The sequence below is a fragment of the Achromobacter sp. FW305-C-30-7 genome (genome assembly GCF_058783105.1).
On the sequence record NZ_JBYSYI010000009.1, the window covers coordinates 161,977 to 184,516 of the forward strand.

A 22,540-nucleotide genomic window follows, 5' to 3' on the forward strand; every position below is an offset into this window, starting at 1 on the left:
ACGGCGCATCCGGGAGTTTCCAGCAGCCGGACGGACGCGGTCGTGACGGGCGGCAGCCTGTATTTCACGGCGGGCGGCTCGGTAGGCGGCTATGCGCAGTCAGACACCGCCGGCGGGCAGGTCAACGACGCCTTGATCGTGGCGGCGGTGGGGCCGCAGGCTACGATCAACGCCCTGGCGGGCGGCGATGTGGCGCTGGTGCAGGTGGGCGCGGCGGATGACGCGCAAGGCGTGTCGCAGGCGCTGTCCATGAACGTCGGCCGCATCGAGGCGAGTAACGCATGGCTGGTGGCGCGCCACGAAACCGGCCAGGCCACGGCGTCGGGCGATATCGTCCTGGCGGCGGATTCCGTGATCAGCGTCATGGGTGTGCTCAGTCTGCTGGCGGGTAACAATCTGTCGGTGGCGGGCCGCGGCGGCCTGATGCCGGGCGCGCTGGTCCAGGCGGGCCAGCGCATCAACCTGCGCGTGGACCGCGACGATCGCGGCCAGGCCGGCTACGGCAAGGCCGCGGTGGCGGACATCAATGGCCGTCTGCTGGCGCCGCAGGTCCATGTCTACGGCAGTGCAACGGGCGACAACGCCATCACGTTCGGCGCCACCGCCGAGATCGGCGGCGGTGTGGATGGCAATGGGGCTTTGACCCAAGGGGTCTTGCTGGACGTGACCGGCGGTTCGGGCCGGGACCGCGTGACGCTGCTGGCGCAGTTGATCGATCAGCAGGATACCGTCGTGCGTACCCTGGACGGCGACGATGCAGTGGTGTTCGATACCTCCGAGCTGCGCGGCAATGCCCTGGTGCAGACAGGGCAGGGCGATGATGCGGTGTCTGTGTTGAATACGCGGATTGCCGGTGCGCTAACCGTGCAGGCCGGCGAGGGCGACAACGTGGTTCTGCTGGACACCGCGACCGTGGGCGGCAATACCGCCATCACTACCGGTTCCGGCGTCGATCAGATCACGCTGCGGGATAGCGGTCTGTCGGGAGCGCTGACGGTGGACGCAGGCGATGGCGACAACACCGTTCTGCTGGACACCGCGACCGTGGGCGGCAATACCGACATCACGAGCGGCTCTGGCTTCGATCAGATTACGCTGCTGGATAGCCGCTTGACCGGTGCTCTGACCATGGACGCAGGCAATGGCGCCAACACCGTTCTGCTGAACCACGCGACCGTGGGTGGCAACACCGGCATCACGACCGGCTCTGGCGTCGATCAGATCACGCTGCTGGATAGTCACTTGACCGGTGCTTTGACCATGGAAGCGGGCAATGGCGACAACGCCGTTCTGCTGAAAACGGTGACAGTCGGAGGCAATACGCTGATCACGACCGGCTCTGGCGCCGATCAGATCATTGTGCTTGATAGCGGTCTGACCGGTGTTTTGACAATGGAAGCGGGCGATGGCGACAACGCCGTTCTGCTGAACACAGTGACAGTCGGAGGTAATACGCTGATCACGACCGGCTCTGGCGTCGACCAGATCACCTTGCTGGCTAGCGGCCTGGCGGGTGCGCTGACGGTGGAAGCGGGCAATGGCGACAACGCCGTTCTGCTGGACACCTTAACCGTGGGCGGCAACGCCCTGATCACGACCGGCTCTGGCGCCGATCAGATCACTTTGCTTGATAGCGGCCTGGCCGGCGCACTGACGGTGGAAGCGGGCAATGGCGACAACGCCGTGCTGCTGCACACCGTGACCGTAGGCGGCAATTCCGTCATCACGATGGGTTCCGGCGCGGACCTGATCACCCTGTCGGAGTCTGACTTCCTGGGCCATCTGGCCGTGGATGCCGGCGCGGGCGATGACAAGGTCTGGATGTCCCGGATCCTGCTGGCCCGGGGCGCGGCCGTGCAGGGGGGAGAGGGCGATGACTACATCTACCTGTCGGCGCGTGCGCTGGCGGGCGGGATTTCGCTGCGCGGCAACGACGGCAACGATCTCATCGTGCTGGATCAGCTGCCGTCCCTGACCAGCCAGCAAGGCGGTCCTGGCGTGACGGACCGCGTGGACGTGGACGCGGGCCGAGGCGTGGATCACATCATCGTGAACCTGAACGCGGCGCTGACCTCCATCATCGTCAACGTCCACGATTCCGACGACCACGGCCGCGAGAACCTGGCCGACGTCAACAAGCTGACCATCAACGGCACGGCGCAGGACGAGAGCTTCCTGATCCGCGCCAACTACGTTGCCAGGATTACGCCGCAAGGCACCGGCTACGCGGATGCGGTGCAACGCGTGAACTACGACCGCAGCATGACGGGCGGCCTGCGCCTGAATGCGGTGGATGGCGGCAACCGCTTCTATATCGACGACACCGGCACCCATGTGGTCATAGACGGCGGCCTGGGCAGCGACCCGGCCAAGCGCAACGAGTACCAGGTCGGGCAGTTGTACGCGCTGGACCGCCAGCTTCCGCAAGTGGCTGGCGCCGACCCGATCGGCACGGTGCTGACGACGCAGGGCTATCTGTCGCGCGGCAACAGCTATGGCATGACGCTGTATGGCGCGGAGAACAGCAGCAATGTGTTCCGCGTCTACAGCAATGCCGCGCCGCTGGCCTTGCATGGCGGCAAGCGCGACGACGAGTTCATGGTGTACGCCTTCAAGCAGGCGCAAGCGCAGGCTAACGGCGAACGCGGCTATGTCGTCAATGGGCCGGTGGCCATCGATGGCGGTGCGGGCCTGAACACCTACACCATGCTGGGTTCCGAGGACGCCGACGCCTTTGCGCTGACGCAGGAAGGCATACGCGGCGCGGGGCTGAACACCAGCTACCAGAACATCCAGCGCGTCAATCTGGATGCGCGCGAAGGCAATGACCACATCTATGTGCTGTCCACCCGCAGCAACGTCATCACGACCCTGATCGGCGGCAGCGGCAGCGATACCTTCGACCTGTCGGGAGATGTGGCGGGCAACACCATCGTCACGGGCCGCGGCGGTTCGCGCGATGTGTTCGATGGCGCGCAGCCGGTCAGTATCGCGGCGCAGCCGGGCGAGTTGGATGCCCACGGTGGCAACACCCTGTCGCTGTCGGTGAGCCTGGATGCCAGCGTGCTGCCGCGCCCGGCTTCCGGCCAGGCCTATGTGTCCTTGAGCAGCGCGATGGTGGCTTCGGCCCTGTACGGATCGCTGTCCCAAGGCACGGGTCTGTCTTCCTCGGACGCGCTGGCGGCTGCGATGCAGGGCTTGCAGGGGCGGGGCGTGCTGCTGTCCACGGACGGGGGCCAGACCTGGCATCAAAGCGTGGTGCTGGCTTTCGACGCCAATGGAAACGGGGCGCAGGCCTGGGGCGCCGCGCAGCAGGTTTTGATCAAAGTCGAGGACGGAACCGGTGTCGGCCTGCCGGCGCTGAGTCTGGCGGGCCGCGATCTGCATCTGTCCGCCTCGCTCTTCACCACTTTGCCGGGCCTGCAGGATGTGTCGCTGCCGCCCATCCTGGTGCGAGTGGCAGACCCGGCCTATGCCGGTCCGGCCAACGAACCGGGCAAGGTCCGCAGCCCGCGCGCTACCGACCAGCCGGTCATCGCGGTCGACCCTGCCACGGGCATCGGCTACGCCAATTTCGGCGATCAGCCGCACGATGTGTCGGGCATCCAGGGAACCCTGCTGGTCGAAGGGGGCACGCTGGACCGTCCGGGCTACGACGGCGCGCTGCATGCCGGCGTGGGGCTGCCGGGCGAGTCGGACGGCGTATTGGGCGCGCGCTACGACGGCGCGGCGCCGACGGCTCCTGCCAACGACCGTATCCGGATCTTCGACGATGGCACGAGCGCTGGCCAGACGGGCATGCAGGACCAGGTGGACAACCTGGGCGGGCTGGGCCGGCTGTACGACAACGCGCAGGCGGCCGATTTCGGCCGCATCACCGGACTGGGCATGACGCCAGGCCTGGGCGGCGCGGGCGGCACGGTGTCGCTGACCGGCCAGGCCGGGACCCATGTGTATGACCGCGGCGTCATCTTCCATGGCGTGCAGTCGGTCAACACCATGCTAGGCCAGGGCGACGACACCTACACGGTGCGCCACGCCACGGTCGGCACGGTAACGCTGGTGCAGGGCGGCGGCGGCAACAACCTGCTGGTGGCCGAGGGCGGCACGGTGGGCGGCGCTGACCGCCCCGTGCTGCTGTTCGGTTCGACCAGCCAGGACGATGCCTACTACACCGCGCGCCCCGGCCAGCGCCAGGCGGGCCAGGCTCTGCATTTCGGCGCGGCCGGCAACAACGTGCTGGATGCGCGCACCACCACGCAGGGCGTCATCCTGTATGGCGGCGCGGGCAACGACCGGATACTCGGCGGCTTGGGCAACGATCTGATCGCGGGCGGCGGCGGCCACAACACCATCGACGCGGGCCAGGGCAATAACATCGTGTTCGGGAACGCCGGCATGAACATCGACCTGGGCGCGCCGATGGACATGGGCGCGGCGGCGCGGGCGGATCTGCAATCGTTGGCGGCGCTGACTCTGGTGTTGACGCCGGAGCAGGCCGCCGGCCTGGCCGTGGGCAGCATGGCCGACGGGTTGGCCGCCGGGGGCAACACGATTGCGGCGGGCGACGGCAACAACATCGTATTTGCCAACTTCGGCCGCATCGTCACCGTGGACCCGGTGAACTACCTGCGCGACCGCGGCGACTTCATCGACACCGCGGCGCCGGGCGCCGGTGCGCGCTATCTGGCGGGCGCTGGTTTACGGATGCTGGAGACGATCAATCTGCCGGCGGGCGGGTTGAACACCATCACGGTGGGCGCGGGCCGCAATGCCTTGTTCGGCGGAATGGGCGAGGACCTCATCCGCGCGGCGGGCGCGGGCGGCTTTAACCTGATCGCCGGCGACGGCGCCCGGGCGCTGTACACCGCCGCCGGCCGCATCGCCGAGTTCGAAACCTTGTACTCGTCCGCGGGCGGCTCGGACAACCTCTACAACAATGGCGAGGGTGTGATGCTCGGGGGGATGGGCGCGGACCAGCTGGAGAGCGGCGCTGGCAAAAACGTCATGCTGGGCGACAACGGCCGCGTGGTCTTCGTCAACGACCGCGTCAGCCTGATCGAGACCACCGATATCGCTTTTGGCGGCGACGACATCCTGTTGGCGGGGCCGGGCGGCAACTACATGCTGGGCGGCCTGGGTGCGGACAAGTTCCGCGGCGACTTCTCCAAGGATGTGATGGTGGGCGACTTCGCGGCGATCTACATCGACCCGGCCAGTGGCCGCATCATCAACCTGATCCGCTTCGGCCAGGGTGGCAATACGCCCGACCTGATCACGCGGGCCATGGAGAACCTGTACTCCTGGAGCGGCAACTTCGGCGATTGGCCGCGGCCGGCATTCGGCGCGCTTGCCGGCAGGGGCGCGACGGATGGGCACTCGGGCGTGGACGGGCGTGCCATGGCCGCGCGCGTCAGCCTGGGCGCGGCGCGGCCCGACATCGTGATCGAGCGCCACGACGGCGGGCTTTCCGACTATGCTTCGTCGGCTGCGCCGCATCAGGTGTCGATGCGCACGGATCAGACGGTGCAGGATGGCGGCCAAAGCCACGCTGGCGGCGTGCAGAACGCTTCGCCAGCCCCGGCGCCGCAGTCCCGGCCGGAGGAAGACTCCGTCCGGCAGGATGCCGCGCCGGCGGTTGAGGGCGCCGCGCAAGCCGCGCAGCCGGACGCCAGGGCGCAGGCCGAGGTTCCGGTGTCCGACGCGTCCGCGGCCGAACGGGCGGCGATGGCGGCAGGGGTAGGCGTGCTGGGCTTGAGCGGGGCGTTGGGCGCGGCGGGCAAGGGTACGGTCGTGTTCAATTCGAAGACCAATACATGGGAACCCAAGGCTGCCCGCAAGCGCGGTTTGAGCGTGCGGCGGCGGGAACCCGAGCTTACGGAGATTGGAAGCGAGGATGAATGATGCAGTCGTGCCCGCGCAGGTGAAGCGCGCGGACCTGGCCTGGTGGTCCGCGTTGTCGGCCGCCAGCGACCGCCAGTCTTTCCTGGACGCCTGGTTGGCCTTGCAGGCCGGCCAACTGGCGGCGGTGCGTCATGCGGCCTTGATCCTGGGCGAACCGGATGCCGGTCCATTCGAAGTGGTGTCGCAATACCCGGCGGGCAGCCGCGCCGGCGCGGCGTTCTATGGCGCGGTCGACGAATCGCTGCAAGAGCGGGAGGTTGCGGTAGCGGCCGACGCGCGGGGGCTGGTGGTCGCCTATCCCATCGTGCTGGGCGGACGCATTCATGGCGTAGCCGCGTTCGAAACCGCGGTGCAGGCGCCCGAGCCCGTGGTGCAGGCCTTGCGCTGGGGCGCGGGGGTGCTGGAGTTCTGGCTGTTGCAGCGCCAGGAAACCGACAGCGCGCAGACCGTCGAGCGGCTGATGGTGGTGATCAACAGCGTGGCGCGCGCCCTCAAGGAAGGCCAGTTCAAGGATGTGGCGCTGACGCTGGTTACGGATCTGGCCACCCGCCTGGAATGCGACCGCGTCAGCATCGGCTTTCGCCAGGACGGACGCTCCAAGGTATATGCGTTGTCGCACAGCAGCCGGCTGGTGCAGAACATGAATCTGATGCGCGCCGTCGCCGAGGCCATGGACGAGGCCATCGATCAGAACACGACGCTGTGCCTGCCGCAGGACGAGGCTCGCACCATCCAGCTACGCGCGCATCAGAAGCTGGCGCGCGAGTTTGGCAACGGCAATGTGCTGACCGTGCCGTTCGCGCCCGAGGATGAGGCGCGCGGCGCCCTCGTGTTCGAGCGGCCGGACAAGCTGCCCTTCGACCGGCAGAGCATCGAGCTGTGCCAGAGCGTGGTGCTGCTCGCCGGCCGCGTGCTGTACCAGCGGCTGAGGCAGGAGCGCCCCTTCTGGCGCAAGTGGCGCGATGGGGCGGTGCGCGAAGCGGGCCGTCTGCTGGGGCCGCGCCATATCGGACGCAAGTTGGCCGCGATGGCATTGGTGGCCGCGGTGGCGCTGGGCGTGTTCGCGCACGGGCCGTACCGCATCAGCGCTACCGCCACCGTGCAGGGCGTGGTGCAGCGCGTGCTGGCGGCTCCTTTCGACGGCTACATCAGCGAGGCGACGCGCCGCGCCGGCGACCAGGTGAAGCAGGGCGATGCCCTGGCCGCGCTCGATACGCGCGAAACCGAGCTGGAACTGCTGCGCGCCGGCAACCTGGAAGTGCAGTACCGCCGACAGGCCGAAGAGGCCTCGGCGCGCGGCGACAGCGCGGCGTCGGCGATTGCGCAGGCGCAGGCGCGCCAGGCGCTGGCGCAGATGCAGTTCCACCGCGAACAGATCCAGCGTTCGACCCTGCGCGCGCCGTTCGACGGCACGATAGTCAGCGGCGACCTGAGCCAGCAGCTGGGCGAAGCCGTCAAGCGCGGGCAGGAGCTGTTCAAGCTGTCGCCGCCGGATGGCTACCGGCTGTGGCTGGACGTCGAAGACCGGCTGATCGACGACGTGGCGGTAGGGCAGACGGGCCGGGTTGCCCTGGCGGCCATGCCTGACCGGCAGATCCCTTTCACGGTCACGCGCATCGTGCCGCTGGCCCAGGTGCAGGAGGGCAAAACGGTGTTCCGCCTGGAGGCCAGCCTGGATGAGAAGGCGGCGCAGGCGCTGCGGCCGGGCATGGAAGGCGTGGGCCGCATCGATATCGACGAGCGCCGCTACGTCTGGATCTGGACGCACGGATTTTTCGATTGGCTCCGCCTGAAATGGTGGGCCTGGTTCGGCTGAAGAGCAGAAGATGTCTGGTACCGCGCTCTATAGCAATTCCTGGCACCGGGTCAGCGCGCTGCGCCCGCGGCTGCGTTCGCACATCCATATCCACCGCCACGTTTACCGGGGGCAGGTCTGGTACGTGATGCAGGACCAGAGCAATGGCGAATTCCATCGCTATACGCCCGAGGCCAATCTGATGATCAGCCTGCTGGATGGGCGCCGCACGGTGCAGGAGATCTGGGAGATCGCCTGCGGCCAGCTGGAGGGCGATGCCATGCCGCAGGACGAGGTCATCCGTCTGATGGCCCAGCTGCACCGGGCCGACGTGCTGACCACCGACCGCGCGCCGGACGTGCGCGACCTGGTCGAGCGCCGCAAGCGCCAGCGCATGCAGAAGATCAAGCAGTACGTCGGCAACCCCAGCGCGCTGAAAATGCCGCTGCTGGATCCGGACCGCTGGTTGACGCGGGCGCTGCCGTATTACCGCTGGCTGTTCACCTGGCTGGGCGCCTTGCTCTGGCTGGGCGTGGTCGGCACGGGCGCGGCGCTGGGCGCCATGCATTGGCAGACGTTGACACACAATATCTGGGACCAGGTGTTCTCCACCGGAAACGTGCTGGCGATGGCGCTGGTCTATCCGGTGGTGAAGGCCATCCACGAACTCGGCCACGCCTGCGCCGTGAAGGCGCGCGGGGGCGAGGTGCACGAGATCGGCCTGATGTTCCTGCTGCTGGTGCCCATTCCCTACGTGGACGCCTCGGCGGCATCGGCCTTCGCGGACAAACGCTGGCGCATGCTGGCGGGCGGAGCCGGCATCCTGGTGGAGCTGTTCCTGGCTGCCGTGGCGATGATAGCCTGGACCCAGCTGGATCCCGGGCTGGGACGTTCGCTGGCTTATACCGTCATCGTCCTGTGCGGCGTTTCCACGCTGTTCATGAACGGCAATCCGCTGTTGCGCTATGACGGCTATTACGTGCTGTCCGACGCCATTGAGATTCCCAATCTGGGCCAGCGCGCCAACGGCTACCTGGGCTATCTGTTCAAGCGCTATGCGCTAGGCCTGCGTGGCGTGGAAGCGCCGCGCGCCACGCCGGGCGAGCGCGCCTGGTTCGCCGGCTACGCGGTGCTGTCCTTCTGCTATCGCATGTTCATCATGTTTCTGGCCATCTTCATCATGGCCGGACAGTTCTTTTTCTTTGGCGTGCTGCTGGCGATGTGGGCACTGTTCAACACCATCGTGATGCCGCTGTGGCGCCTGGGCCGCCAGTTCTACGCCGATCCGCAGATCCAGGCGCACCGCTTGCGCTCCTATCTGATCTGCGGATTGTGCGTGGTTGGGGCGGCGGGCCTGGTGGGCGCCGTGCCGTTGCCTTCGTCCACCGATACGGAGGGCGTGGTCTGGGTGCCGCCTTCGGCCCAGGTCAGGGCGCCGGTGGCTGGCTTCGTCCGCGCGCGGCAAGCGGCCGACGATGCGCCGGTGGGGCAGGGCGTGCCCCTGCTGACGCTGGAAAACGACGAACTGATCCGGCGCGACGCCATGCTGGCCGCCCAGGTCGACGAGTATCAGGCCCGCTATGTGCAGGCCTACGCGCAGAATCAGGTGCAGGCGGCCATCATGCGCCACCAATGGACCAGCCTGCAGACAGAGCGGCGAACGATCCAGGAACAGGTACTGGCGCAGCAGGTGCGCAGCCCGCACGCCGGGCGCTATGTGCCGGCGCAGCCCGAGGACATGACAGGCCGCTATGTGCAGCGCGGCGAGCTGCTGGGTTATGTGTTGGCCGATGCCGAAACCGTGCGCGTGGTGGTGCCGCAATCCAGCCTGGAGCGCATCCACCGCTCGCTCAGGGACGTGCGCGTGCGGCTGGTGCAGGACAGCGGCAAGGAGTTCACGGCCACGATCGCGCGCGAGGTGCCGGCCGCCACCGACGAACTGCCCAGCCTGGCGCTCAGCCTGCAGGGCGGGGGCAGCATAGGTGTCGACCCGCGCAAGTCGCAGGAAGGGCGCGCCAAGTCCGCGGAGAACCTGTTCGTGATGGACCTGACGCTGCCCGCGGACGCGCCGCGCGCCTACCTGGGAGCCCGGGTCTACGTGAAGTTCTCGCACCAGCCCCGGCCGCTGGCACTGCAAGCCTACGACGCGGTGCGGCAGATGGTGCTACGCCAGTTCCGCTTCTGACATGCGCGCCTTCGACGCCCTCTGCCCCGACCCGCTCTATCCTGAAAAGGAAAGCGAGCGCCACGCCAATAAGCTGGAGGCCTGGGGCACGGCCGCCCTGCGCTGGCTGAGCCGCAAGCGCCGCCAGCCCCTGTGGCGCACTCGCCGCATCCTGGCGCGGGTGCGGCGCGAGACCGAGACGCTGGGCGAGATCGATCTGGCGGGCGTGCGCCGGCGCGCCGACGAGATCGCGTTCGACCTGCGCGCCAACGGCATCAACGCGGAAAGCGCGGCGCGCGCTTTCGCGCTGATCCGGCAGGCGGGCCGGCTGGCGCTGGGCAAGGCGCATTTCGACGTGCAGCTGCTGGGCGGCTGGGCCATGCTGCAAGGCATGGTGGCGGAGATGAACACCGGCGAGGGCAAGACGCTGACGGCTACGCTGCCGGCCGCCACGGTCGCCATGGCCGGCCTGCCGGTGCATGTCATCACCACCAATGACTACCTGGTCGAACGCGATGCGCAGATCATGGGCCCCCTCTACGAGGCGCTGGGCCTGTCGGTGGCCTGGGTCAGCATGGAAATGGACATACCCACGCGGCGCAAGGCCTATCAGGCGGACGTGGTGTACTGCTCCAACAAGACCCTGGTGTTCGACTATCTGCGGGACCTGATCGTGCTGGACAGCGACAAGGACGAAGACGCGCTGCGTCTGGAACGCCTGCGCGGAGCGCAGGGCAGGCTGGGCCAGCTGTACCTGCGCGGCCTGTGCTTTGCCATCGTGGACGAGGCGGATAGCGTGCTGGTGGACGAGGCGCGCACCCCGCTGATCATCTCGGGCGTGCAAGAAGACGATACCGCCGCGGTGACGCGCCAGGCCATGGAACTGGCCGGCGGCATGGCGCCCGGGCATTACCGCCTGCACCGCGGCGAACGCCGCGTGACCCTGACCGAACTGGGACGCGAGCATCTGGGTGGCGCATGCGCTGCGCTGGCGGCGCCCTGGAGCATTCCGTTCCGGCGCGAGGAGCTGGTCCTCAGCGCCCTGACCGTGCTGCACCTGTACCGGCTCGACGAGCAATACATCATCCGCGACGGCAAGATCATGGTGGTCGACGAGTTCACCGGCCGCGTGATGCCGGACCGGTCCTGGGGCCAGGGCCTGCACCAGATGCTGGAGCACAAAGAGGGGCTGGAACTGAGCGAGCCGCGCGCCACCCTCAAGAGCATCAGCTATCAGCGCTTCTTCAAGCACTATCTGCTGCTGTCCGGCATGACGGGCACGGCCGCCGAAATCCGTGCCGAACTCGGCCGCGTCTACGATCTGCCGGTGGTCCGCATCCCCACGCACCGCAAGTCGCGGCGGCGCCATGCGCCCGACGCCGTGTACCCCACGTTGGACGAAAAGTGGGCGGCGGTGCGCGACCGCGCGCGCGTCCTGCACCAGCAAGGGGTGCCCATCCTGATCGGCACGCGCTCGGTCGCCGCCTCCGAGCAGGTGGCCCGGGTGCTGGCCCAGGCCGGCCTGCCCGCCGTGGTGCTCAATGCCAAGCAGGATGCCGACGAGGCCGACATGATTGCGCGCGCCGGCGAACCCGGCAGCATCATGATCGCTACCAACATGGCAGGCCGGGGCACGGATATCCCCTTGTCGGACGCGGCGCGCGAGGCCGGCGGCCTGCACGTCATCCTGACCGAGCGGCACGAGTCCGCCCGCATCGACCGGCAACTGGAAGGCCGCAGCGGACGCCAGGGCGACCCCGGCCATGTCGAAGCGATCCTGTCGCTGGAAGACTCTGTGCTGGACAGCGTCGCAAGTGGCGTATGGGCGGCTCCCTTGCGGCTGCTGCGCGCCCGCAGGCGGGATAGCAGCCGGCTGGCGGCCCGCTGGCTGCGCTTCGCGCAGGCCCGCACCGAACGAAAACTGGCCCGCGAGCGCCGCCAAATGGTGGCCGCGGATGAAGAACTGGAGAATTCCCTGTCCTTTTCGGGGCAGGGCGACTGATATGCAAAGGCCCGATCCCATGACGCCATGCCACCGACTGTTCCGCCCGGCCCTGCTGGCTTGCCTGCTTGCCGCCACTGCCGCCGCTGCCCAGGGCCTGCCGCCCGATGTCCGTTTGCCGGTGCTGGCCGAGCCGGCCCTGTCGGCGCAGGGGGGCAACCTGAATGCGCCCCTGGCCTGCCTGATCGAACCCTTCCAGGTGTCTGAGCTGGGCAGCGCGTCGGCCGGCGTGCTGAGCAGCGTGCTGGTGCAGCGTGGCGATGTGGTCAAGAAAGGCCAGGTGGTAGCCGAACTGAACACCAGCGTCGACGAGGCCACCCTGGGCCTGCGCCGCGCCGAAGCAGCCTACCTGAGCCGTGTCGTCGACCGCAACACCGACCTGTTCAAGCGCCAGCTGCTGCCCGCGGGCGATTACGACGAAATGACCTCGCGCAGCCGCCAGGCGCAGCTGCAGGTGGCGCTGCAACAGGCGATCCTGGCCGAACGCAGCATCAAGAGCCCGTTCGACGGCGTGGTCGCCGAGCGCTTTGCCGGCCCCGGCGACCGAGTCAACGACAACAAGATCGTCAAACTGGCGCAGATCAATCCCTTGTTGGTCAAGGTCGTCGTGCCCGAAAGCCTGTACGGCCAGATCAAGGCAGACGCCCAGGCGCAGGTCAGCGTCAACCAGGCCATCGCCGACAAGCCACTGGACGCCAAGGTCTGGCGGATAGACCGGGTGATGGACGCGGCCAGCGGCACCTTTACCGTGCTGCTGCGGATGCCCAACGAGGGCAATGCGATTCCGTCGGGCATCCGCTGCTCGGTGACGTTCTGAATTTTTCTACCACCGATAACTCACCGTTCCGATCACCCGTCTGGGTTCGCCGTAAAAGCACCCATAGGTGCAGTTTCCGATGTAGGTCTTGTCCGCCAGGTTGGTGCCGTTGAGCGCCAGGCGCCAGGGGCCGGTGCTGTAGCTGATCATGGCATCGAACAGCGTGAAGGCGGGCACTTCGGCGTTGGTTTGGCTGCGCGTGCTGCCCACATAGCGCATGCCGGCGCCTGCCTTCAGGCCGGGCAGCCCGAAGCGGCCGAAGCTGTAGTCAGCCCAGACCGAAAGCTGGTTGTACGGGACGCCGGGAGTGCGCTGGCCTTCCAATTCAGGCTGCAAGGGGCTGGAGCGCGTGGTCCGGGCGTCGGTATAGGCGTAGGCGGCGATGAGGTTTAGGTCGCGGGTGAGGGCCGAGCGGACTTCGAACTCGAATCCGCGCGAGCGGACTTCGCCGGCCTGTACCGAATAGGTCATCGTCGGATCGGAAGGATCGGCGACCAGCTGGTTCTTGCGGGTGATCTGGTAAAGGGCGGCCGACACCAGGGTGCTGGAGCCGGGCGGCTGATAGCGCAGGCCGGCCTCGTATTGCTGGCCGGTGGTCGGCTTGAAGCGGCCGCCGGTGCGATCGTTGCCTTCGGTGGGTTCGAAGGACTCGCTGTAGCTCAGGAAGGGCGCGAGACCATTGGGGGCGAGATAGACCAATCCGGCCCGCCCGGTGAAGGCCTTGCTCTTCTCGTTGTCGGCGGTCTTTTCGCCCGTGAAGAAGTTGCTCGAGTCGAACCGCACCCAATCCTGGCGGCCGCCCAGCAGCACCACCCACCGCTCCGCGATTTTCATCTGATCCTGGAAGTACAGGCCCAGGCGGTTGGTATCGCTTTTCCAGGCATAGGGGTTTTGCGTTTCGACGTCGCTTATCGGCATGCCATAGACAGGGGCGTAGAGGTCGATATTGCCGAGTTCGCGCTGATACCGCTCGGATTCGTGGTGGGCGACGGAGTAGTCGATACCGGCAAGAAAGGTGTGTTCCACCGGCCCCGTGCGCAACTGGTATTGCAGCGATGTGTCCGAGACGACGCCTGAAGAGCGGTCCCAACGCGGCGCCGCGCCCCGATAGGCGGTAGTGCGGCCGTCGTCCTGCAGGCCGCTGATCCAGACCGAGCGGTACTCGTTGCTGGCGTGCATGTAGCGCAGGCTGTTGCGCAGCTTCATCTGGTCGTTGAAGGCATGTTCGAACAGATAGCCGACCGAGTAGCGCTCCAGGTCGAACTTGTCGTAGCCGGGCTCGCCGGTGAACCGGTCGCGCGGAATCTTGCCGTTGGGGTTGGGCAGGATGGTGCCGCTTTCGGGCAGGCCGTAGACGTAGCCGGTGCGGTCGTGCTGGTAGTCGGCGAGCAGCGTCAGCGTCGTGGCGGCACTGGGCCGCCAGGTCAGCGCGGGCGCTACAAAGGCCCGGCGATCGGGAACGTGGTCGATGAAGGTGTCGGCGTCGCGGCCCAGGAAGGTCAGCCGGTACGACCAGACGCCGGCTTCGTCCAGCGGTCCGCCGAAATCGCCGGAGACCTGCTTGCGGTCGAAGCTGCCGGCGTCGACGTTCAACTCGCGCAACGCCGTGGCCGGCGGCCGCTTGCTGATGGTGTTGATGATGCCGCCGGGCGCCGCCGCGCCGTAAAGCACCGAGGACGCGCCCTTGAGCACCTCGATGCGTTCCAGGCCATAGGGTTCCTGCTGACCGTTGAAGATGTTGACGGTGTACTTGGTGCCGTCGCGGTACTGGTTGCCGTTGCCGTCGAGCTGGAAGCCGCGGACGAGCAGCGTGTCAGAGGTGCGATCCAGCCCTTCCGAGCGGTTGACCCCAGCGACGTAGCCCAGCGCGTCTTGCAGGTTCTGCGGCTTGAGCATTTCGATTTCCTCGGCGCCGACGACGGTGATGGATTGCGGCGTCTCCAGCAGCGGCGTGTCGGTCTTGGTGCCGGTGGCGCTGCGCGTGGCCGCGTAGCCGTAGAAGGGGCCTGCGGCGGTTTCATGCGCGCCGACTACCTCGACGGCGGAAAGCACCTGGGCGCCGCTGGGCCGTAGCACATAGCCGCCGCTGGGCCGCGCGGTGGCCTCGAAACCGGTGCCTGCCAGCAATGCCTGCAAGCCGCCCTGCGCCGTGTAGCGGCCCTGGATTCCCTTGCTTTGGAGGCCGTTGGTCTGCTCGGTCGAGAAGGACAGCATCAGGCCGGACTCACGGCCGTAGCGGTTGAGCGCGGCCGTCAACGGACCGGCGGGGATGTCGTAGTAGCGTTGTTCCTCCGCGGCCTGCGCTTGCGCCATGGGGGCGCCCAGGGCAAGCGCGGCGATGGCGGCGCAACCTGGCAGGCCGCGCATGGCCATGCTGGCCAGGGCGTGCAGGCGCAGGCGCCTGGCCGCCGGAATGGAAGTCGTTGGTGTCGGGTGGTTCAAACCCATATGCAGTTCCCCGGAGCAAGAATGAAGGCAATGTGTGGTCCTACTCTTCTTGCCCCGCGAAAATCGAAAAGGGATCAACTGCTGCGATTCTTTCCGGCCGGACGGGACTGCACGGTCACCCAATAGCGGGTGAGGTGGCTCAGGCTGACGGGCAGGGTGTCGGCGAGCATTTCCAGGACGCGGTCGGTGTCGGCGGTGGGATAGGTGCCCGTGACCTTGAGATGCGCCACTGTTTCGTCCCAGGCCAGGCGGCCGGGACGATAGCGTGCAAGTTCAGCCAGGAACGCCGGCAGAGGCATGTCCTGGGCGACGATGATGCCTTGCGTCCAGGCCAGCGTGTCTTCGTTGGCGGGACCTGCCGCGCTAGCGGCATGGCGTCCGAGCCTGCCTTGCTGTCCGGCTTGCAAAAGGGCAGGCGCGCCGCTGGCTGGAGCCAGTTCCACGGCGCCTTCGAATACGGCGACCAGGCTTTCCGCACTGCTGCGTCCGTCCAGGTCGCGTACGGAAAAGCGTGTGCCCAGGGCGCGGATGCTGCCTTGGCCGGTGCGCACGATGAAGGGACGAGGGCCGCCCGCTGCCGGATCCGGCGCGGTGGTGACCAGCAGTTCGCCGCTGATGAGGCGCAACGCGCGCGCTGTCTGCGAAAACTGGATATCGATGGCGGTGCCGGCGTTGAGCGCGACCTGGGTGCCGTCGGGAAGCACACGGTTCAGAAGCTCGCCCGTGCCGGTCCGGTTATCGGACGTCCAGCGCCGCCAGGTGCGCTGTTCGTCCAGCATCGAGCCCGCGCCGCCGGCAAAGACGGCAAGCGCCAGCGCCTTGACGAGCCTGCGCCGCGCGAGGGAGCCGGGCGCGCTGAGGGCCGCTCGGGCCAAGGGGGCGGGCACGCCCTGCAATCTGGCTTGAAAGCCTTCGACATGCTGCCATGCCCGTTCGTGCTCGGGATCCGCCGCGCGCCATTCCCGCCAGCTCCGAAGCGTGTCAGAGGCTACGCTGTCCGCCTGAAGTTCGACCAGCCATTGCGCTGCCTGAAGACGGACGCTGGCGGCGATGGGGGTCATGGGCCGGGTTCCTTGCAACTCGGGGTCACGCGAAGCAGCAGTGTGCCAAAGCCTTGGCGATGTAGCGCTTGACCGTGGGAACCGACACCCCGAGTTCGACCGCGATCTCGCTTTGGCGCTTGCCGTCGATCTGGGACAGCAGAAAAGCTTGCCTCACCAGCCGGGGCAGGGCGTCGAGCAGGCGATCGATCTCGAGCAGGGTTTCGAGCAGGATGGCCTGGGTTTCGGGCGATGGCGTCTGCGGTTCCGGCAGAAGCGCCAGGGCTTCCAGGTAAGCCTGCTCGATGCGCTGGCGGCGGCGCAGATTCAGGACCAGCCCGTGCGCGATAGTGGTCAGCAGCGCGCGCGGCTCGCGTATTTCGGGCAAGGCATCCTTGGCAAGCAGGCGCACGAACGTGTCATGCGCCAGGTCGGCGGCGCTGCCGGCATCGCCGAGCTTGCGCCGCAGCCAGCCTTTCAGCCAACCGCCGTGGTCAATGTACAGACCTTCAATGTTCTGCTGCGGAAACGCGAATTTGCTGGCCGGCACGGCAAGTCCCCCACCGCGCGTCGGACCTGGATTCGGCCGGCATCAGTGTTTATGAGAATAATTCTTATTATATAACATGGGCGCTTGCCGATCGGTGAGAGCGCTGGGTCAGGCCGACCAATCCGCCACGAAATCGTCGCGGAACCGCCGTATCCAGTCCATGCGGGAGCGGGCCAGCAAGCGGCCGCCTTCGGTCTTCATCGAGGCGGCGATGCGCGCGAGCTTCACTTCGATGTGATCCAGGGCATAGGCACCGTCGTCCAGTTCCCGTTGCGTTCCGAGAGGATCGGCGGGATGGGCCAGGGCGCGTCCGAGTTGCCCGCCGACATGGAACATGCGGGCCAGTCCAACCGGGCCGAGCGCGTCGAGGCGGTCGGCGTCCTGCACGATGCGGGCCTCGATGGAAAGCGGCGGGATGTTGGCGGAGTAACTGTGCGCTTCGATGGCGTGATGCACGCTTTCGAGCTTGGAGTCTGGGTAGCCAATGGCCTGCAGTTCGCGCACGGCCTGGCCGGCGGCCATGGACGAGGCGCGCGCCCGGTCGGGATGGTTCTTGGGCAGGTTGACCAGGTCGTGCAGGTAGCTGGCGGCCATGACGACCATGGCGTCGGCTTCGGGATGGTGCGCCAGCATGCTGTGGGCGGCCTTCCAGACGCGTTCCAGGTGGCTCAGGTCATGGGCGCCGTCGCCGGTATCCGCGCTCTGGGCTATCTGTATGAGTTGCGGCCGCAAGGCCGCCAAATCTTCGCGCAGGTTCATTGCCTTCCATCAGTTCCGGGACTGGCGGAAAGTGTACACAGGGCGGTTCCAAGCCGCGCCGGGACGCGGGCCTGGAGCGGCGTCAGCCGCCCTGCGTCTGCATCCGTCCCGCCGCCGTGGAGCAGATCCGGTACACCAGCGCCGACACCACGAAGCTGGCGGGCGCGGCCAGGGTGGCCGCGAAGCCGGCCGTGTGCATCAGCGCCAGGCCGCAGATGGCGCCGGCGAACCATCCTGCCAGGCCGGCGCGGTTGAATGCCGCGCCGCCATGCTGCGGCGCGGATTCCGCGTTGCCAAGAATGTGGACCAGCGCCACCGCCACCCACGACACCACGAAGATGCCCTGGTAGGCCAGCGCCTGGAGCAGATAAGAGAACACGTCCAGCAGCATCAGCGCGTAGGTCACCGCGCCCACGATGATGGCCCACATCGCCTTGGGCCAGCGCATGCCCGGCCAGCGCGCGAAGAACGCCTGCATGTTGATGGTGGCCAGGTAGTAGTTGGCGGTATTGATGCGGGTTTGCGTGATCCATACGAACAGCAGTCCGCCCAGCCCCATCAGCTTGAGCAGCGCCAGCACCACCGACACTTCCGACAGGGCGGCGTCGCTGGGGATGGTGCTGACCAGATAGATGCCGGCGACGCCGTTGAGCAGGAAGGTCACCAGGTAGAACGGCATGCCGAAGTTGTAGCGGCTGTGGTAAGTCTGGTCCTCGCGCTTGCCGAAGCGGGCATAGTCGAAGGTGAACATCATCAGGACCCACACGCCCATGTAGTACACGAAGGCGTCCCACCAGCCGCCGGGGACGGGGCCTTCGGGCGGACCGAACGACAGCCAGGCGTCGCTGTAGCCGTATTCCTGCGTCGCCATCACGACGGCCAGCAACAGGCCCAGCAGATAGAACGGAAGCAGCACGCCGTTGAACTTGTCCAGCCAGCGCTGCACGCTGCCGAAGATCAGCAGCACGCTGTAGATGACCACCACCAGCGCCACCAGCCAATACGGCACGGCCGGGTACAGATGATGCGCGGCGACCGACATCACCGCGCCTTCGAACACCGCGTAGTAGATGGCGGTGGCGAAGAAGATCAGCGTGGCCAGCGCCGCGCCAGAGGTGCCGAACAGCCGGCGCGAGAACAGCGCCACCGACAGGCCGGTGCGGATGGCGTAGCGGCTGATGACGCCGTTGATCAGCCCGTAGCTGATCACCGACAACACCATGCCGATGATGGCGTTGCAGGCGCCGTACTTCAGCGCCAGCGTCGCGCCGACGACGATATAGAACACGGCGCTGCACACGGCCCACCAGGCCATGGTGAGCGCGTAGCGGGGCATGCGGTCGCCGTCGGCGACGGCGTGCAGCGAGTTGTCCGTCTCATCGGACGGTTTGCGTGGGGTCAGATTGGCCATGTCGGATCTCCTGGCGGGATCGGATGCTGCGGTTCGACTGCGGAACGGGCGCGCGTCGCCCTCCGGCCTTGCCAGGGGGCAAGGCCGGGATGCTGGAAAAAGCTGGAAGTTGGGCACGGACCGGCCGCGCCCCTGGGGTTAGCCGCTAAGCGCCTGATGCAGGCGCTCGAAGCGGGCGCGATAGTCGCGCCGCGCGGCGACGGCCTGTTCCAGCGTCACCCTTTCGAACCGGGCGCTCTGGTTGGGCTGCATCTGGCCGACCTTGTCCAGGTCGGCGCTGATGACGGTGCCTATCATGGCGTAGCCGCCGCCGGACACCGCGTCGCGGTGCAGGATGATGGGCTCCACGCCTGCCGGCACCTGGATCGAGCCGATGGGATAGCAGGCGTCGACGATATTCGATGGATCCGCGCCCGCGCCGAAGGGCTGCTCGCGGGTGCGAAAGCGCAGCGGGCGGCCTTGCTTGTAGCGGTAGCCGATGCGGTCGGCCTCCGAGGTCACGGTCCAGGCGTCTTCATAGAAGGTGGCGGCGGATTCGGATTCCAGGCGGTGGTCGTAAAGGCCGGGCAGCACGCGCAGCGTCTGCGACTTGGGCGGGGCCACGGCCAGCGCGGCGGGCAGTTCGCGGCCGACGCGCGTGCGGATGGAAGCCGGCCCCACCGCCAGCCGGTCGCCGGCCTGCAGCTTGCGGCCTTCGTGGCCGCCGATGGCGCCCAGCGCATAGGTCGAGCGGCTGCCCAGCACCACCGGCACGTCGATGCCGCCGGCCACGGCCAGGCAGGCGCGGGCGCCGGCCTGCACGAAGTCGAAGGACAGACGGCTGCCGGCCGGCACCGCCAGCGCCACATTGCAGGCCTGGGTCACGCCATCGATCTTGGGGATCATGCTGGCGCCCGTGACGGCGATGACGGCGGCGCGGTGAAACAGCAGTTCGGGGCCGAGCAGGGTGCATTCCAGCACGGCGGCGTCGGCGGCGTTGCCCACCAGCAGGTTGGCCGCCGCCAGCGCGTACTGGTCGAGCGCGCCCGACGGCGGAATGCCCAGGTGGTAGTGGCCTAGTCGGCCCGTGTCCTGCACCGACGTGGCCAGGCCGGGCTTGATGACTTCGATGATGGAATCGTTAGGCATGGAGCGTCTCCAGCAGTTGGGCGTTGCAGGCATCGGGCGCGCGCTGGAACTCGGCCAGCGAGAACGACACGGGCCGGATGCGCAGCTCGAAGCTGCCGGCCTCGACCTGCGCGGTGGCGTGGTCGTACTCGTCGCGGGTGATGGGCTTGAACTTCACAATGTCGCCCGGACGGAAGAACACCATGGAATCACGCAGATGCGCCTGGCGCTGGGCCGGCTCGAAGATCGGCGCGGGCGTGACGCCGAACATCTGGTAGCCGCCCGCGCCGCGCACCGAATAGATGCAGCCGAAGCAGCCGCCATGCCCCACCGTGTGCTTGGGGGTGTCGGTGCGGGGGCGCAGGTATTTCGGAACCTGCAGCTGGCGCTCGCGCTCGACCATTTGGTACATGAAGGGCAGGCCGGCCACGAAGCCCACCATGGATACGAACCAGGGCGAACCAGCGTGGGCGTCGATGAAGCCTTGCACCGAGTCGTGGCCGTTGATGCGCGCCGCGTACTCCAGATCCGTTGATTCAGGATCCTGATGCCTTTCGCGAAACCGCATCAGGGTCTCGTGAGTCCAGGGATCGTTGTAGTACACCGGCACTTCGATGATGCGGGTCGCCAGCGTCAGGTTGGCCAGGTCCATGCCTGCCTCCAGTTCGCGCAGCAGGCCCAGCAGGGCGTCCGGGGCGATGCGGTCGGGGTCGTAGCGCACCTGGTAGGACGCGTTGGCCGGGCAGATCTCGGTCACGCCGTCGACCGCGCGTTCGCGCAGCGCCCGCGTGATCGCCATGCCCTTGAAAAAGGACTCCAGCGACATGTCTTCGCTGATTTCGACGAAGATGAACTCGTCGCCGCCGTGGGTGTAGCGCAAGCTCATTGCCTTTCCTCCCGATCCCTTTGCATCCAGGCTTCAAGATAGTTGGTGTGGTAGCGGCCGGCCAGCACGTCCGCATCTTCCAGCAGCTCGCGGTGCAGGGCCAGCGTCGAGTGCACGCCGGTCAGTTCGACTTCGTCGAGCGCGCGCGTCATGCGCGCCAAGGCTGCCGCGCGGCTTTCGTCCCAGACGATCAGCTTGGCCAGCAGAGAGTCATAGTAGGGCGGGACGGTGCAGCCGGGATACAGCATCGAGTCCACGCGCACGCCCGGTCCGCCGGGCCAGCGCACGTGTTCCACCCGGCCCGGGCTGGGGGCGAAGTTGCGCGTGGGATCTTCGGCATTGATGCGGCATTCGATCGCCGCGCCGCGGATGGCGATGTCTTGCTGGCGCCAGCGCAAGGGCTCGCCATCGGCGATGCGCAGCATCTCGCGCACCAGGTCCACGCCGGTAATGGCTTCGGTGATGGGGTGCTCGACCTGGATGCGCGTGTTCATTTCGATGAAAAAGAACTCGCCCGAACCGCGGCTGTCGTCGTACAGGTATTCCAGCGTGCCCGCGCCCCGGTAGCCGACCGAGCGCGCCAGCTGCGCTGCGGATTCGCACAGCTTCTGGCGGGTAGCGGGGTCCAGGGCCGGCGATGGCGCTTCTTCCAGCACCTTCTGCCGGCGCCGCTGCAACGAGCATTCGCGTTCGTACAGGTGCACGGCGTTGTCGCCGTCGCCCAGTACCTGCACTTCGATGTGGCGGGCGCGCGGCAGATAGCGTTCCAGGTAGACGCCGGCTTCGCCAAAGGCCGCCTGCGCCTCGGCCTGGGCCTGCGGCATCTGCGCGCGCAGTTCGGCCTCGTCGCGCACCACGCGGATGCCGCGTCCGCCGCCGCCAGCGGCCGCCTTGATCATGAGTGGGTAGCCGATAAGCGCCGCATGGGTCAGGGCCTCGTCCAGCGAGGACAGCACGCCGGCGCTGCCCGGCACGGTGGGCACGCCGGCCGCCTGCGCGCAGGTGCGCGCCGCGGCCTTGTCGCCCATGGTGCGGATGGTAGCGGCGTCCGGCCCGACGAAGATCAGGCCGGCGTCGCTCACGGCCTGCGCGAATGCCGCGTTCTCCGACAGGAAGCCGTAGCCGGGATGCACCGCCTGGACGCCGGTGCTGCGCGCGGCGTCCAGCAGCGCTTCGGTATTGAGATAGCTGCGCGTGGCGTGCGAGGGGCCGATGAGCACCGCTTCGTCGGCCATGCGCGTGGCCAGCGCGTCGCGGTCCGCTTCGCTGTAGACGGCCACGGTGCGCATGCCCAGCTCGCGCGCGGCGCGGATGATGCGCAGCGCGATTTCGCCGCGGTTGGCCACCAGCACCTTATGGATGTTGCGGGGGCGGTATGGGATAGTGAGGTCGGACATGGCTCGGCCTATCCCTCGATCCGCAGCAGGGGCTGCCCGGCTTCCACCGGTTCGCCGTCTTCCACCAGGATCTCGGCCACCACGCCGCCGGTGGGCGTTTCGATCTGGTTGAACTGCTTCATGACCTCGACGATGCCGATCACGGCGCCGGCGGCCACCGTGGCGCCCGGTTCCACGAAGGGCGCTGCGTCGGGGCTGGGACGGCGATAGAAGGTTCCGGGCAGGGGGCTGGGAATATCGTGCAACGGCATGGTTTTCTC

General features: G+C 67.6%; 14 protein-coding genes (1 of these 14 cut by a window edge). 5 read left to right on the forward strand and 9 right to left on the reverse strand.

Translation table 11 applies throughout. From position 1 onward, the window contains the following. The 5 genes in view from AC3WOB_RS25360 to AC3WOB_RS25380 are tightly spaced (at most 10 nt apart) and all read left to right on the forward strand, a layout consistent with a single transcriptional unit that may run on beyond the window. Positions 1–5,904, forward strand: partial view of a DUF4347 domain-containing protein gene (locus tag AC3WOB_RS25360; protein ID WP_492276535.1) — the end only. 26,157 nt of this gene lie to the left of the window's left edge; 5,904 of the gene's 32,061 nt are visible here — the last part of the coding sequence; its start codon lies off the left edge, out of view; the stop codon is at positions 5,902–5,904. After that, positions 5,897–7,720, forward strand: a complete 1,824-nt coding sequence (locus tag AC3WOB_RS25365; protein WP_492276536.1) for an efflux RND transporter periplasmic adaptor subunit — start codon at positions 5,897–5,899, stop codon at positions 7,718–7,720. Before AC3WOB_RS25360 ends, AC3WOB_RS25365 begins: the two co-directional genes overlap by 8 nt. A gap of 10 nt (positions 7,721–7,730) precedes the next feature. Then, a complete protein-coding gene (locus AC3WOB_RS25370) occupies positions 7,731–9,884 on the forward strand; it encodes an efflux RND transporter periplasmic adaptor subunit (protein WP_492276537.1) in 2,154 nt (717 codons plus the stop codon). Between the two features lies 1 nt (position 9,885). Then, complete coding sequence (locus AC3WOB_RS25375) at positions 9,886–11,865, forward strand: preprotein translocase subunit SecA (RefSeq protein WP_492276538.1); 1,980 nt, start codon at positions 9,886–9,888, stop codon at positions 11,863–11,865. 1 nt (position 11,866) lies between these two features. Next, a complete protein-coding gene (locus AC3WOB_RS25380) occupies positions 11,867–12,682 on the forward strand; it encodes an efflux RND transporter periplasmic adaptor subunit (RefSeq protein ID WP_013395537.1) in 816 nt (271 codons plus the stop codon). 6 nt (positions 12,683–12,688) lie between these two features. Here the strand turns inward: AC3WOB_RS25380 and AC3WOB_RS25385 are convergent, their stop codons facing one another. From AC3WOB_RS25385 to AC3WOB_RS25425, 9 genes are all read right to left on the reverse strand, one after another. Then, positions 12,689–15,130, reverse strand: a complete 2,442-nt coding sequence (locus AC3WOB_RS25385) for a TonB-dependent siderophore receptor (protein ID WP_492276539.1) — start codon at positions 15,128–15,130, stop codon at positions 12,689–12,691. A gap of 74 nt (positions 15,131–15,204) precedes the next feature. Then, a complete protein-coding gene (locus tag AC3WOB_RS25390) occupies positions 15,205–16,191 on the reverse strand; it encodes a FecR domain-containing protein (RefSeq protein WP_492276540.1) in 987 nt (328 codons plus the stop codon). Positions 16,192–16,216: 25 nt separating this feature from the next. After that, the gene (locus AC3WOB_RS25395; protein WP_492276541.1) at positions 16,217–16,720 is read right to left on the reverse strand and encodes a sigma-70 family RNA polymerase sigma factor; all 504 of its coding nucleotides are present in this window, start codon (positions 16,718–16,720) and stop codon (positions 16,217–16,219) included. Positions 16,721–16,828: 108 nt separating this feature from the next. Continuing rightward, positions 16,829–17,479 (reverse strand): HD domain-containing protein, encoded by a 651-nt coding sequence (locus AC3WOB_RS25400; RefSeq protein ID WP_492276542.1) that lies wholly within the window; start codon positions 17,477–17,479, stop codon positions 16,829–16,831. Positions 17,480–17,561: 82 nt separating this feature from the next. Then, positions 17,562–18,890 carry a purine-cytosine permease family protein gene (locus AC3WOB_RS25405; RefSeq protein WP_492276543.1) on the reverse strand — a complete coding sequence of 443 codons (1,329 nt, stop codon included), beginning with the start codon at positions 18,888–18,890 and terminating at the stop codon, positions 17,562–17,564. 138 nt (positions 18,891–19,028) lie between these two features. Next, the gene (locus AC3WOB_RS25410; protein WP_492276544.1) at positions 19,029–20,018 is read right to left on the reverse strand and encodes a 5-oxoprolinase subunit C family protein; all 990 of its coding nucleotides are present in this window, start codon (positions 20,016–20,018) and stop codon (positions 19,029–19,031) included. After that, the gene (locus AC3WOB_RS25415; protein WP_492276545.1) at positions 20,011–20,883 is read right to left on the reverse strand and encodes a 5-oxoprolinase subunit B family protein; all 873 of its coding nucleotides are present in this window, start codon (positions 20,881–20,883) and stop codon (positions 20,011–20,013) included. Before AC3WOB_RS25415 ends, AC3WOB_RS25410 begins: the two co-directional genes overlap by 8 nt. After that, a complete protein-coding gene (locus AC3WOB_RS25420; protein WP_492276546.1) occupies positions 20,880–22,280 on the reverse strand; it encodes an acetyl-CoA carboxylase biotin carboxylase subunit in 1,401 nt (466 codons plus the stop codon). Before AC3WOB_RS25420 ends, AC3WOB_RS25415 begins: the two co-directional genes overlap by 4 nt. 8 nt (positions 22,281–22,288) lie before the next feature. Beyond that, positions 22,289–22,531 (reverse strand): acetyl-CoA carboxylase, encoded by a 243-nt coding sequence (locus AC3WOB_RS25425; protein WP_013395528.1) that lies wholly within the window; start codon positions 22,529–22,531, stop codon positions 22,289–22,291. Positions 22,532–22,540: the final 9 nt, after the last annotated feature.

What these genes read in the sequence shown, in the direction of transcription:
- AC3WOB_RS25365 (WP_492276536.1), top strand. Translation starts at nt 5,897, where the DNA reads ATGAATGATGCAGTCGTGCCCGCGCAGGTGAAGCGCGCGGACCTGGCC.
- AC3WOB_RS25370 (WP_492276537.1), top strand. Translation starts at nt 7,731, where the DNA reads ATGTCTGGTACCGCGCTCTATAGCAATTCCTGGCACCGGGTCAGCGCG.
- AC3WOB_RS25375 (WP_492276538.1), top strand. Translation starts at nt 9,886, where the DNA reads ATGCGCGCCTTCGACGCCCTCTGCCCCGACCCGCTCTATCCTGAAAAG.
- AC3WOB_RS25380 (WP_013395537.1), top strand. Translation starts at nt 11,867, where the DNA reads ATGCAAAGGCCCGATCCCATGACGCCATGCCACCGACTGTTCCGCCCG.
- AC3WOB_RS25385 (WP_492276539.1), bottom strand. Translation starts at nt 15,130, where the DNA reads ATGGGTTTGAACCACCCGACACCAACGACTTCCATTCCGGCGGCCAGG.
- AC3WOB_RS25390 (WP_492276540.1), bottom strand. Translation starts at nt 16,191, where the DNA reads ATGACCCCCATCGCCGCCAGCGTCCGTCTTCAGGCAGCGCAATGGCTG.
- AC3WOB_RS25400 (WP_492276542.1), bottom strand. Translation starts at nt 17,479, where the DNA reads ATGAACCTGCGCGAAGATTTGGCGGCCTTGCGGCCGCAACTCATACAG.
- AC3WOB_RS25405 (WP_492276543.1), bottom strand. Translation starts at nt 18,890, where the DNA reads ATGGCCAATCTGACCCCACGCAAACCGTCCGATGAGACGGACAACTCG.
- AC3WOB_RS25410 (WP_492276544.1), bottom strand. Translation starts at nt 20,018, where the DNA reads ATGCCTAACGATTCCATCATCGAAGTCATCAAGCCCGGCCTGGCCACG.
- AC3WOB_RS25415 (WP_492276545.1), bottom strand. Translation starts at nt 20,883, where the DNA reads ATGAGCTTGCGCTACACCCACGGCGGCGACGAGTTCATCTTCGTCGAA.
- AC3WOB_RS25420 (WP_492276546.1), bottom strand. Translation starts at nt 22,280, where the DNA reads ATGTCCGACCTCACTATCCCATACCGCCCCCGCAACATCCATAAGGTG.
- AC3WOB_RS25425 (WP_013395528.1), bottom strand. Translation starts at nt 22,531, where the DNA reads ATGCCGTTGCACGATATTCCCAGCCCCCTGCCCGGAACCTTCTATCGC.